The sequence below is a fragment of the Sulfitobacter sp. EE-36 genome, assembly GCF_000152605.1.
Classification (GTDB): Bacteria; Pseudomonadota; Alphaproteobacteria; order Rhodobacterales; family Rhodobacteraceae; genus Sulfitobacter; species Sulfitobacter pontiacus.
Map to the genome: position 1 here is coordinate 2,302,612 of NZ_CH959310.1, position 11,498 is coordinate 2,314,109.

13 protein-coding genes are annotated in these 11,498 nt (G+C 59.9%); 5 read left to right on the forward strand and 8 right to left on the reverse strand.

All coding sequences use genetic code 11. The annotated features are described in order from the left end of the window. Positions 1-126 precede the first annotated feature (126 nt). From typA to EE36_RS13775, 8 genes are all read right to left on the reverse strand, one after another. Positions 127-1,944: a translational GTPase TypA gene (gene typA / locus EE36_RS13740; protein ID WP_005853208.1), complete on the reverse strand. Its 1,818-nt coding sequence runs from the start codon at positions 1,942-1,944 to the stop codon at positions 127-129. A gap of 104 nt (positions 1,945-2,048) precedes the next feature. Beyond that, entirely contained in the window at positions 2,049-2,921 is an 873-nt protein-coding gene (locus EE36_RS13745) for a mechanosensitive ion channel family protein (RefSeq protein ID WP_005853210.1), read from the reverse strand. 114 nt (positions 2,922-3,035) lie between these two features. After that, entirely contained in the window at positions 3,036-3,365 is a 330-nt protein-coding gene (locus tag EE36_RS13750) for a multidrug efflux SMR transporter (protein WP_005853213.1), read from the reverse strand. An 82-nt stretch (positions 3,366-3,447) separates the two neighbouring features. Further along, positions 3,448-4,056, reverse strand: a complete 609-nt coding sequence (locus EE36_RS13755) for a YitT family protein (RefSeq protein ID WP_005853215.1) — start codon at positions 4,054-4,056, stop codon at positions 3,448-3,450. 147 nt (positions 4,057-4,203) lie between these two features. Next, positions 4,204-5,421, reverse strand: coding sequence for an NADP-dependent isocitrate dehydrogenase (locus tag EE36_RS13760; RefSeq protein ID WP_005853217.1), 1,218 nt, complete (start codon positions 5,419-5,421; stop codon positions 4,204-4,206). Between the two features lie 173 nt (positions 5,422-5,594). After that, positions 5,595-6,176 (reverse strand): HD family hydrolase, encoded by a 582-nt coding sequence (locus EE36_RS13765; RefSeq protein ID WP_005853220.1) that lies wholly within the window; start codon positions 6,174-6,176, stop codon positions 5,595-5,597. A gap of 3 nt (positions 6,177-6,179) precedes the next feature. Continuing rightward, the gene (locus EE36_RS13770; RefSeq protein ID WP_005853222.1) at positions 6,180-6,413 is read right to left on the reverse strand and encodes a hypothetical protein; all 234 of its coding nucleotides are present in this window, start codon (positions 6,411-6,413) and stop codon (positions 6,180-6,182) included. Beyond that, positions 6,413-7,066, reverse strand: a complete 654-nt coding sequence (locus EE36_RS13775; RefSeq protein WP_005853224.1) for an alpha/beta hydrolase — start codon at positions 7,064-7,066, stop codon at positions 6,413-6,415. Before EE36_RS13775 ends, EE36_RS13770 begins: the two co-directional genes overlap by 1 nt. Positions 7,067-7,239: 173 nt before the next feature. Here EE36_RS13775 and EE36_RS13780 point away from each other — a divergent pair, with 173 nt between their 5' ends. The 5 genes from EE36_RS13780 to EE36_RS13800 are packed head-to-tail and all read left to right on the forward strand — an operon-like array spanning position 7,240 to position 11,489. Then, positions 7,240-7,710, forward strand: a complete 471-nt coding sequence (locus tag EE36_RS13780) for an Rrf2 family transcriptional regulator (RefSeq protein WP_005853226.1) — start codon at positions 7,240-7,242, stop codon at positions 7,708-7,710. A 51-nt stretch (positions 7,711-7,761) separates the two neighbouring features. Beyond that, positions 7,762-8,886 carry a cysteine desulfurase family protein gene (locus EE36_RS13785; RefSeq protein ID WP_039912281.1) on the forward strand — a complete coding sequence of 375 codons (1,125 nt, stop codon included), beginning with the start codon at positions 7,762-7,764 and terminating at the stop codon, positions 8,884-8,886. 29 nt (positions 8,887-8,915) lie between these two features. Continuing rightward, positions 8,916-10,454 (forward strand): Fe-S cluster assembly protein SufB, encoded by a 1,539-nt coding sequence (gene sufB / locus EE36_RS13790; protein ID WP_005853229.1) that lies wholly within the window; start codon positions 8,916-8,918, stop codon positions 10,452-10,454. 5 nt (positions 10,455-10,459) lie between these two features. Beyond that, on the forward strand, positions 10,460-10,651 hold the full coding sequence (locus EE36_RS13795; protein ID WP_005853232.1) for a hypothetical protein: 192 nt from the start codon (positions 10,460-10,462) through the stop codon (positions 10,649-10,651). Between the two features lie 31 nt (positions 10,652-10,682). Further along, positions 10,683-11,489, forward strand: coding sequence for a polysaccharide pyruvyl transferase family protein (locus tag EE36_RS13800; protein WP_005853234.1), 807 nt, complete (start codon positions 10,683-10,685; stop codon positions 11,487-11,489). The last annotated feature ends 9 nt before the right edge of the window (positions 11,490-11,498 follow it).

The window sequence follows — 11,498 nt, forward strand, 5'->3', positions numbered from 1 at the left end:
TGACCCCACTAAACCTCCCCCCACACATCACCAGACGTAAAAAAAGCAGGGCAAAACCAGCCCCGCTTTCCAAATGGTATAAAATCCTGGGGTCCGGGGCAAAGCCCCGGTCCAGCGTCGCTTTGTTTACGCCGACTTTGCCATCCGTTTCCGCTCGTGCGGGTCCAGATAGCGCTTGCGCAGACGGATCGCGTTTGGCGTCACTTCAACCAGTTCGTCATCATCGATATAGGCGATGGCTTCTTCCAGGCTCAGTGTCATGGGCGTGGTCAGACGTACGGCCTCGTCGGTGCCCGAGGCGCGGACGTTGGTCAGCTTTTTGCCCTTCAGCGGGTTCACCTCAAGATCGTTCTCACGGCTGTGTTCGCCGATGATCATGCCGGTATAGACGTCAGCCTGTGCGCCGATCATCATCTTGCCGCGTTCTTCAAGGTTCCACAGGGCGAAGGCCACCGAGGTGCCGTTCTCCATCGAGATCAGGACGCCCGCGCGACGGCCGGGAATCGTGCCTTTGTGCGGTGCCCAGGAATGGAACACGCGGTTAATGACGCCTGTGCCGCGTGTGTCGGTCAGGAATTCACCGTGGTAGCCGATCAGCCCGCGCGACGGGACATGGGCGATGATGCGGGTTTTGCCGGCGCCGGCAGGTTTCATTTCAACCAACTCGCCCTTACGGGTGCCAGTGATCTTTTCGATGACCGCGCCGGAGTATTCGTCATCCACGTCGATGGTGGCTTCTTCGATGGGCTCGTGACGCACACCGTCGATCTCCTGGAACAGAACCTGCGGGCGCGAGATCGAAAGCTCGAACCCTTCGCGGCGCATGTTCTCGATCAGAACGCCCATTTGCAATTCGCCACGACCGGCAACCTCGAAGGCGTCGCCGCCGGGGGTGTCGGAGATTTTGATCGCGACGTTGGATTCGGCTTCCTTCATCAGGCGCTCGCGGATCACGCGGGACTGGACTTTCTTGCCGTCACGACCGGCCAGCGGGCTGTCGTTGATGCCGAAAGTCACGGTGATGGTGGGCGGATCGATCGGCTGGGCAGGGATGGCTTCGTTCACTGATGTATCGGCCAGCGTGTCGGCCACGGTTGCCTTGGACATACCGGCAATGGAAACGATGTCACCTGCTTCGGCCACGTCGATGGCTGTCTGCTCTAGCCCGCGGAAGGCGAGGATCTTGGTGCAGCGGAAGTTTTCAATCAATTTGCCGTCGCGCGACATCGCCTTGATGCTTTGGCCGGCTTTCAGCGTGCCTGTTTCCACGCGACCGGTCAGCAGACGGCCCAGAAAGGGGTCACCGCCCAATGTGGTTGCCAGCATGGTGAAGGGCTTGTCGGCGTTTTCGATCTGCTTGGGCGCAGGCACATGCTTGAGCACAAGCTCGAACAGCGCGCTGAGGTCTTTGCGCGGGCCGTCCAGCTCTGCATCGGCCCAGCCGGAGCGGCCGGAAGCGTACATATGCGGGAATTCAAGCTGTTCGTCTGTCGCGTCAAGGCTGGCGAAAAGGTCGAAACATTCGTCCAGTGCGCGGTCAGGCTCCGCGTCGGCCTTGTCGACCTTGTTCAGCACAACGATCGGGCGAAGGCCCAGTTTCAGCGCCTTGGAGGTCACGAATTTGGTTTGTGGCATCGGGCCTTCAGCCGCGTCGACCAGCAGGACAACACCGTCGACCATCGACAGGATGCGTTCCACCTCGCCGCCAAAGTCGGCGTGGCCGGGCGTGTCGACGATGTTGATGCGTGTGTTGTTCCAGACGACAGAGGTCGGCTTGGCAAAGATCGTGATGCCGCGCTCGCGCTCCAGATCGTTGCTGTCCATCGCGCGTTCGGTTGTGGCCTGGTTTTCGCGGTAGGTGCCGGATTGTTTCAGAAGCTCGTCAACCAGCGTCGTTTTGCCGTGGTCAACGTGAGCGATGATTGCGATGTTACGCATGTCCATTGGGGTATGCCTTTGATACGGGAGGGGGCCGCGCACGCTCTCGCACCGCAGCATTTGCGCAGCGCTTACCGTGCCCGGCATCAGAAAGCTAGCCCTAAAGGCGATTAGCCGCCGGTGCCTGTGTCTTCTGTGCTGTCGCGGCGGTCGTCGATGGGCAGCGGTTCATTAAAGGTCAGCGTGCGATAGGGGAAGGGGATCTCGATGCCCGCATCATCCAGCGCGCGTTTAACGGCGGCCACGACTTTGTCACGGCTGCTGCGGATGTCGATGGGGCGCGAGCCGGTCCACCATGTAACCTCGAAGTTGATCGCGCTATCCGCGAACTCCTGCGCAAAAATCTCGACGTCGCGCACGTCGTCGCGTACCGCATCCACACCGCGCACCGCATTGGCGATCACGTCGCGCGCAGCGTCCACATCCTCGCCGTAGGCCACGCCGCAGATCACCGTGGTCCGGCGCACATCGCGGGCAGTACGGATGGTGACGGGGTTCTTGAAGAACATCGCGTTCGGGGCGACGACAAGCTGCCCGTCGGTCTGGCGCACATGGGTATCGCGGATCGTGATCTCTTCGACCTGACCCTCAAACCCTTCGCATTCGATGTAATCCTCCACCGCAAAAGGCTCGCGGATCAGCAGCAAGATACCGGCGAGGAAGTTTTCGAACACATCCTTGAAAGCGAAACCGATGGCGACACCGCCCACACCCAGTGCGGTCAGCGCCTTGCCGGGGGTGATTGTGGGGAAGGCGATGGTCACCGCGATCAGCACCCCGAAGAGCCACATGCCCACCACGATCAGCATCATGATCACATCGACAAGCGACCGCCGCATATGGGCGCGGCGCAGGGTACCGGGCACAACGGCCTGGACGATGCGGATGATGGCCCAGAGAAAACACAGGAAAACGATCGACAGGATAAGCTGCGGCAGGACGCTCCAGAACCCGATGGCGTAGCCTTCTAGCTGATTGCGCAAAGGGTCGGGGAGGGTGCCCCAAACGGAGCTTAGTGAGTCTAACATGCGGCACTTTCGGTCGTTGCGTTACACGCTAACGCCTAAAAGCTGCTGCAGGTTCCGAGAAAGCGCGCGTCAGTGCGTGGCGCTGTGGGAAAACAGGTGGATGACCAGCACGCCGCCGATGATCATCGACAGGCCCACCACTGCGGCGAGGTCGAGCTTTTGTCCGAACACGATATAGCCGATGCCCGCGATGCAGACGATGCCAAGGCCCGACCAGATCGCATAGACGATCCCCACGGGCATCACCTTGAGCGTCAGCCCCATTAGGTAGAAAGAAATCGCATAGCAGACGACGACGCCGACTGATGGCCAAAGCCGCGTAAACTGTTGCGAGGCTTGCAAAGCGCTGGTGCCCAACGTCTCTGTCAGGATCGCGATCATCAACCAAAAGTAATGCATATCCTGACGCCCCCGTTGCTGCTTTCCGGCCCAGTCCTGCGGCGGTCACGGGCCGGTGTCAAGAGCGGGGCAGGTCTGTGGATCAGGTCGCGATATAGCGGTCGCGGCGGTGGTTGAAGGTGATGATCAGGTTCAGCACCAGTGCCCCAAGCAGCGAATAGCCCACGACAGAGGCTGGAAACAGGAACAAGGCGACCGAAAAGATCACGGCGTCGGTGATCAGCTGGACCCATCCGGCTTTGAACCCCGTGGTGTCCTGCACCAGCAGGGCGACCACTCCAAGGCCGCCAAGCGACCCGTTGTGCCGGAACATCGCCAGCAGCCCCAGACCCACCAGCGCGCCAAAGATCACCGCCGCAAGGGCAGGGCTGAGCGACTGGATCGCGAAACCATAGGGCAGGAATTCGGTCACGACCGACAGCATGGTCACGGAAATCAGCGACTTGATCGTGAACTCGGCCCCAAGCCGTTTATACGCAAGGAAATAGAATGGCAGGTTGATCAAGAAGAAGACCGTGCCAAAGGAATAGCCTGTCAGATAGGCGATGATCACCGCCAAGCCCGCCGTCTGTCCGGTGATCAGACCGGCAGAGGTCAGCACAAAAATTCCGATACCGCAGAGAAAGACCCCAAGGCTGAGGCCTTGAACATCATCTAGCGAAGAATGGTGGAGGGGATCAGCATATGTCATATCGCTCAGATAGGGCAGCTATGTTGACCTGTCTAGGGGTGCTGCAGTGCAGAATAATATTTTTCCCCATGACATCACGTCACACAGGGGGTCGTGCACAGAAAAAGGGCCACCCGGTAGGAATGGCCCTTAATTTAAGCATTCGGCTTACTGCGCGCCAAGCGCCTTGTCGAGGTTCTCGTCCACTTTTTCAAGGAAGCCCATTGTCGTCAGCCAGCCTTGGTCAGGGCCGACCAGCAGCGCGAGGTCCTTGGTCATGAAACCCGATTCCACTGTGTCCACCACGGTTTTCTCGAGCGTCTCGGCAAAGCGTGTCAGCTCGGCGTTGCCATCCAGCTTGCCGCGGTGCTTCAGCCCGCCGGTCCATGCGTAGATCGACGCGATGGAGTTGGTCGAGGTTTCCTCGCCCTTCTGGTGTTGACGATAGTGGCGGGTGACCGTGCCGTGGGCGGCTTCAGCCTCGACCGTCTGGCCATCGGGGGTCATCAGCACGGATGTCATCAACCCGAGCGAGCCGAACCCCTGCGCAACGGTGTCTGACTGCACGTCGCCGTCATAGTTCTTGCAGGCCCAGACATAGCCGCCGTTCCACTTCATCGCGCAGGCGACCATGTCGTCGATCAGACGGTGTTCATAGGTAATGCCCGCCGCTTTGAATTTATCTTCGAACTCGGTCTCGTAGATGTGCTGGAACAGCTCAAGGAAACGGCCGTCATACTGCTTGAGGATCGTGTTCTTGGTGCTCAGATACACCGGCCAGCCAAGGTTCAAACCGTAGTTCAGCGAGGCGCGGGCGAAGTCGATGATGGATTTATCAAGGTTGTACATCCCCATCACGACACCGGCGTCGGGGGCGTCGAAAAGCTCGCGTTCAATCTCTGTCCCGTCTTCGCCGACGAATTTCAGGGTCAGCTTGCCCTTGCCGGGAAATTTGAAATCGGTCGCTTTATACTGGTCGCCATAGGCATGACGGCCCACGACAATCGGCTTGGTCCAACCGGGCACAAGGCGGGGGACGTTCTTGCAGATGATCGGCTGACGGAAAATCACGCCGCCCAGAATGTTACGGATCGTCCCGTTGGGGGAGCGCCACATCTCTTTCAGGCCGAATTCCTCGACCCGGGCCTCGTCAGGGGTGATGGTCGCGCATTTGACGCCAACGCCGTATTCCTTGATCGCATGGGCCGCGTCTATGGTGATCTGGTCGTTGGTCTCGTCGCGGACCTCCATCCCCAGATCGTAATATTTCAGATCCACATCGAGATAGGGAAGGATCAGCTTTTTCTTAATGAAATCCCACATGATGCGGGTCATCTCATCACCGTCGAGCTCAACGATCGGGTTTTCCACTTTGATCTTGGTCATCATCTGCGGTCCTTTGAAATGATACTGACACCCGCATAGCCTATTCAGGCATGAATGCCTAGTCGGTATGCAATGGTATACTGAAAAGAGTTGCGCGGCTTAGCCCATATCATCGCGCTGCGACAGGCGTGTGACACGCGTGGTGGGGGATGATGGGTAGAGGGGGCGGGCAGTTAGCTCCGCGCGGCAAACCATGCAGAGACACGGGCGCGGGCAAACTCCCAAAGCCCTGGCGCGCCGGTCTGGATTTTGCTGCCGACTTTTTCCACGAATTGCGCTTCGGTCACTTTATATTCGACCCAGCTGCCGCCGCCCGCCGCGAGGTTCTGCATCGGGGGCTGGAACCGGTCGAGCGATTTCGCAAAGCGGGCTGTAGGGGTCTCATTGGCTTCAAACTCTTCCCATGTCGCGCGAAGATCATCGCGCAAGTCGTTGGGAAGGAGGCCAAAAATACGATCAGCGGCAAGCTGTTCCTGCGCTTCCATATCGGCAGTGTCGTAGCTGCCAAAGATCGGGTTGTCGCCTGCGTCAATCTCTACCAGATCATGCAGGATCAGCATCTTGATCACGCGGGTGATGTCGACATCGGGGCCCGCCTGATCCGCCAGCACCAACGCATAAAGCGTCAGGTGCCAGCTGTGTTCAGCCGAGTTTTCGGCCCGCGACGCATCGCAAAGCAACGTCCCGCGTGTGACCGACTTGAGCTTGTCCGCTTCGTTCAGAAAGGCGATCTGCTGCTCAAGTCTGGTGGTCATACGTCAGCTTTCCTTTGCACGGTGCGCGGCAAGCGCCTTGGCCATAAAGTCACGCCCCTGTGCGGCGGCAAGCCGCGTGCGGATCGCCGTGACAAAGGCTTCTTCCATCGTCTGCGACGACGCGCCCAGAACAGCAGCGACTTCCATAAAAAGCCGCTCCTGTCCGGTTTCGCGTTGGACCGCCAGACATTCTTCGGCCATTTGGTTGGCCAGTTCGACGACTGTCGGATCCGCCATTAGCGGGTTGTCTCCGTCAGGCGGCGCTTCACGTAATCTGTGGTAGAGGTGATCAGCGTCTCCATATGCGGCTCTTCAAAGAAGTGGCCGGCACCCTCGATCTCTTGGTGGGTGATGGTGATGCCTTTCTGCTCGTGCAACTTGTTCACGAGGTTCACGGTATCTGCGGGCGGTGCCACACGGTCAGCGGTCCCGTTGATCACCAGACCGGAGGCCGGGCAGGGTGCGAGGAAGCTGAAGTCATACATATTCGCCGGTGGTGCGACAGAGATGAAGCCCGTGATCTCGGGGCGGCGCATCAGCAGCTGCATCCCGATCCATGCGCCAAACGAGAAACCGGCAACCCAGCAATGCTTGGAGTTGTTGTTCATCGATTGCAGGTAATCCAGCGCCGAGGCCGCATCGGAGAGTTCACCAACCCCCTGATCGTATTCACCCTGGCTCCGGCCCACGCCGCGGAAATTGAAGCGCAGAACGGTGAAACCCATATTGTAGAAGGCATAGTGCATATTATACACGACCTTATGGTTCATCGTCCCGCCGAATTGTGGATGCGGGTGGAGCAGAATGGCGATGGGTGCGTCGCGTTCTTTTTGTGGATGGTAGCGGCCTTCGAGGCGGCCTTCGGGTCCGGGAAAAATAACCTCGGGCATGAGCGTCCCTGCTTGGGGTTCTAAGTGCAGCGGAATAGTTGACGAATTCGCTAGGGCAGTTTAGAACGGTTCTAACTTGTGTGATCCCCGTTTCTGGGGGTCAGACTTTGCGTTTAGGCATTTCAGGCGTCGTCGTCAATCAAACAGGCGCTTATGGGGAAGGGAACACTGCGATGAAGCTGTCAACCAAGGGGCGGTATGCGATGGTCGCTTTGGCCGATATAGCGCTTCAGCCTGCGGATCGTCTGGTCAATCTGGGCGATATCGCGACGCGTCAGTCCATTTCCCTGCCGTACCTAGAGCAGCTTTTCGTCAAGCTGCGCCGGGCCGATCTGGTGTCGTCGGTGCGTGGTCCGGGCGGCGGCTACCGCTTGGGGCGGCCTGCGTCGGACATTCGCGTTGTCGATATTCTGGCGGCGGTCGACGAGAAGGTCGATGCGATGCATGTGGGGGCCGGTGCCTCTGGCGGGTCATCGGGCAGCCGGGCGCAGTCGCTGACCAACCGCCTGTGGGAGGGGCTGAGCGCACAGGTCTATGTCTTTCTGCACCAGACGCGGCTGTCGGATGTTGTCGCGAACGAGCTTGCCCCCTGTCCGGCGGTGCCGAACCTCTTTGCCATCGTGGACGAGGCGGATGCGGAATGAGGGACGCTGTCCCTCACACTCCCTGGGATTTAGGACCATTTGGAAGGTGATGTGAGAGTATATCTTGATCATAACGCGACCACGCCCCTGCGGGCAGAGGCGCGCGCGGCCATGCTGGCGGCGATGGATGTGGCGGGCAACCCGTCCAGCGTCCATGCCGAAGGGCGTGCGGCCAAGATGATGGTCGAGAAGGCACGCGGGCAGGTGGCGGCTTTGGTCGGCTGCGATGTGTCGGAAGTGATTTTCACGAGCGGCGCCACCGAGGCGATTGCGGGGGTGGTGCAGGACGCGGGCAATGTGACCGGCGCAGCCGTGGAGCATGAAGCGGTACGCATCTGGTGCCCGGAGGCCGAGCAATTGCCTGTGGATCGCAATGGTCACGTGGATTTGAACGCGCTGCCGGACGGAGCCTTGGCGGGCAAAACGCTGTTTTTGCAACGTGCCAATAGCGAGACAGGGGTGTTGCAGCCGGAAAGCCTGTTGGCCGAGCTGGCGCGTTTGGGCGCGTCGCCTGCAAGCGTGTTCCGTGACGCGGTGCAAGCGGCGGGTAAGCTGTCGGATCTGGGGCGCTGGCGCTCGGATGTGGGTCGTCATGCGTCATTGGCTGTCTCGGCGCATAAGTTGGGCGGCCCCAAGGGCATCGGTGCGCTGATCGCGGGGCCGGAATATACGCCCGGATTGATGCAGCCGATGTTGCGCGGAGGCGGGCAGGAATTGGGCCGTCGTGCGGGGACAGAAAACGTTATCGGCATCGCCGGTTTCGGAGCTGCATGCGCTGCCGCAGCGCAGGATTTGGCGGATGGCGTATGGGAACGGGTTGCAGAACTTAGAAATGTTCTAGAGAAGGCTCTTGAGGCTGCGTCAAAGAAGACTATTTTTGTTGGGAAAGACGTGGCGCGTTTGCCGAACACCTCTTGCTTTATCACGCCCGGGTGGCGCGGTGAGACGCAGGTGATGCAGATGGACCTTGCGGGCTTTGCGATCAGCGCGGGGTCTGCGTGTTCTAGCGGTAAGGTGGCGACAAGCCGGGTGTTGACGGCGATGGGCTTTGACGACGCTGAGGCATCCTGTGCCGTGCGCGTATCGCTTGGGCCGGACACCACAGAAGAACAGGTCTTGCGTTTTGCAGACGCCTGGACCGCGAAATTGAAGAAACACGAGGCGCGGGCCGCTTGATGCGCGCCGCCAGTTGAAGGATAAAAAGCATGGATAGCACTTTGGTCAAGGACGACCCGAACACCGGCGTTAAAGAGGGCGTTGATCAGGAAACCGTGGATGCCGTGCGCGAAGTCGGCGGTGCCTATAAATACGGGTGGTCCACAGATATCGAGATGGACTATGCCCCCTTGGGTCTGAACGCCGATATCGTCAAGCTGATCTCGGAGAAGAACGAAGAGCCCGAGTGGATGCTGGAATGGCGTCTGGCTGCCTATGAACGCTGGCTGACCAAGAAAGAGCCGAACTGGGCGATGGTCGACTATCCGGAAATCGACTTTCAGCAGCAGTATTATTATGCGCGTCCGAAATCGATGGCCGAAAAGCCCAAGAGCCTGGATGACGTCGATCCCAAGCTGCTGGAGACCTACAAGAAGCTGGGTATCCCTTTGAAAGAGCAGGCGATTCTGGCAGGCGTCGAAGGCGCAGAGAAGATTGGCGACGAGCCCCGCAAGGTGGCTGTGGATGCGGTTTTTGACTCTGTTTCGGTCGGCACCACCTTCCAGGACGAGCTGAAAAAGGCGGGCGTGATCTTCTGCTCTATCTCCGAGGCGATCCGCGAACACCCCGAGTTGGTCAAGAAATACCTTGGTTCGGTCGTGCCGGTGAATGACAACTTCTATGCGACGCTGAACTCGGCCGTCTTCTCTGACGGGTCGTTCGTCTACGTGCCGCCGGGCGTGCGCTGCCCGATGGAGCTGTCGACCTACTTCCGTATCAACGCGGAAAACACCGGCCAGTTTGAACGCACGCTGATCATCGCCGACAAGGGGTCCTATGTGTCCTACCTTGAAGGCTGTACCGCGCCGCAGCGCGACGAGAGCCAGCTGCACGCCGCGGTGGTCGAGATCATCATCGAGGAAGACGCCGAGGTGAAATACTCGACCGTTCAGAACTGGTACCCCGGTGATGAAGACGGCAAGGGCGGGATCTACAACTTTGTGACCAAACGTGCAGACTGCCGTGGCGACCGTGCCAAGGTGATGTGGACGCAGGTCGAAACCGGCTCTGCCGTGACGTGGAAGTACCCCTCCTGCATTCTGCGCGGCGACGACAGCCAGGGCGAGTTCTATTCCATCGCCATCGCCAACAACATGCAGCAGGCCGACACCGGCACCAAGATGATCCACCTGGGCAAGCGCACCAAATCGCGCATCGTGTCCAAGGGGATTTCGGCAGGTAAGGCGCAGAACACCTATCGCGGCTTGGTCACCATGCACCCCAAAGCCAAGGAATCGCGCAACTATACCCAGTGCGACAGCTTGTTGATCGGCGACAAATGCGGGGCCCACACGGTGCCTTACATCGAGGTCAAGAATAACAGCAGCCGGGTGGAGCACGAGGCGACCACGTCAAAGGTAGACGACGATCAGCTGTTCTACTGCCGTTCGCGTGGCATGGACGAGGAAGAGGCGGTTGCCCTGGTCGTGAACGGGTTCTGTAAGGACGTGCTTCAGGCGCTGCCGATGGAGTTCGCGATGGAAGCACAAGCGCTGGTTGCGATCTCGCTTGAAGGGTCCGTGGGGTAATCACGATGATGCGCAAGCTGACATGGGACGTGACCATTGCCGCGCTCGTTTTCTGGGTGCTGATGGCGCTGTTTCGCGGGGGCGGGCTGACGCTCGTCGCCTTCGAGAACACGTTCTTCCAGATGCTGATCTTTGCGATGATCTACGCTGCGATCCGTGTGGCCCTATTGGTGCTGCGCAAGGGGGATGGCGAATGATCACCGTAGGGACCAAAGGCGCAGCGCTCTGATGCAGGCATCGGCGGACACCACTCCCTTGCGCCTGCACTGGTGGAAGGCGGTCCCGAATTTCGGGGACGCCCTCAGCCCTGTGGTGCTCGCCCATGTCGCGGGCCGGCCTGTGGAGCATGCCGGTGTGCGCAAGGCGGAGGTCTGGGCCATCGGGTCGCTTTTGCAGGTGGTCAAGCGCAACTTCAGCGAGTCGCAGGATCACCGCCCGGTGATCTGGGGGGCGGGCCTGTTGCATCCGGTGCAGGGGACGGGGTTTGTCGATCATGTCGATATCGCTCTGGTCCGTGGGCCGATCACTGCCGCGCTGCTGGGGTTGGAACTGTCGGAGTTTGGTGATCCCGGTCTGTTGATCAACGCCGTGTGGCCGCAGGAGCGCGCGCCCAACGGCAAGATCGGCATCGTGCCGCATCATTCGCTGGTGGATGACCCTGTGTTGCAGGCTCTGATCGCCAGTGACACGCGGTATCAGCTGATTGACCCGCGCGGGCAAGCGCAGGATGTCTGCGCGGCGATTGCGGCCTGTGATCATGTGTTTGCGTCTTCCCTGCACGGGTTGATCGTGGCCGATGCCTACGGCGTGCCCAACAGCTGGCTGGCCCCGATGGGGCAGTCGCGCTTGAAATATCTGGATTACGCGGCCTCGGTCGGCCGGCCTCTGCGGGCCCCGATCAACGTCGAGGACATCCCGACGGTGGTTCTGCCCGACCCGCTGTCACCGCTTTCCTATCAGGCGGGCATAGATGCCTGCCGCACCGCTCTTTATGCCCGTTTTCCCAAAGCCTTACAGGCGGGGAGGGCGGCATGAAATCTTACA

Excerpts from the sequence above, each read along its gene's own strand:
- EE36_RS13780 (WP_005853226.1), top strand. The coding sequence starts at position 7,240 with ATGAAGCTGTCAACCAAGGGGCGGTATGCGATGGTCGCTTTGGCCGAT.
- sufB (WP_005853229.1), top strand. The coding sequence starts at position 8,916 with ATGGATAGCACTTTGGTCAAGGACGACCCGAACACCGGCGTTAAAGAG.
- EE36_RS13800 (WP_005853234.1), top strand. The coding sequence starts at position 10,683 with ATGCAGGCATCGGCGGACACCACTCCCTTGCGCCTGCACTGGTGGAAG.
- EE36_RS13750 (WP_005853213.1), bottom strand. The coding sequence starts at position 3,365 with ATGCATTACTTTTGGTTGATGATCGCGATCCTGACAGAGACGTTGGGC.
- EE36_RS13795 (WP_005853232.1), top strand. The coding sequence starts at position 10,460 with ATGATGCGCAAGCTGACATGGGACGTGACCATTGCCGCGCTCGTTTTC.
- EE36_RS13755 (WP_005853215.1), bottom strand. The coding sequence starts at position 4,056 with ATGACATATGCTGATCCCCTCCACCATTCTTCGCTAGATGATGTTCAA.
- EE36_RS13760 (WP_005853217.1), bottom strand. The coding sequence starts at position 5,421 with ATGACCAAGATCAAAGTGGAAAACCCGATCGTTGAGCTCGACGGTGAT.
- EE36_RS13775 (WP_005853224.1), bottom strand. The coding sequence starts at position 7,066 with ATGCCCGAGGTTATTTTTCCCGGACCCGAAGGCCGCCTCGAAGGCCGC.
- typA (WP_005853208.1), bottom strand. The coding sequence starts at position 1,944 with ATGGACATGCGTAACATCGCAATCATCGCTCACGTTGACCACGGCAAA.
- EE36_RS13770 (WP_005853222.1), bottom strand. The coding sequence starts at position 6,413 with ATGGCGGATCCGACAGTCGTCGAACTGGCCAACCAAATGGCCGAAGAA.
- EE36_RS13765 (WP_005853220.1), bottom strand. The coding sequence starts at position 6,176 with ATGACCACCAGACTTGAGCAGCAGATCGCCTTTCTGAACGAAGCGGAC.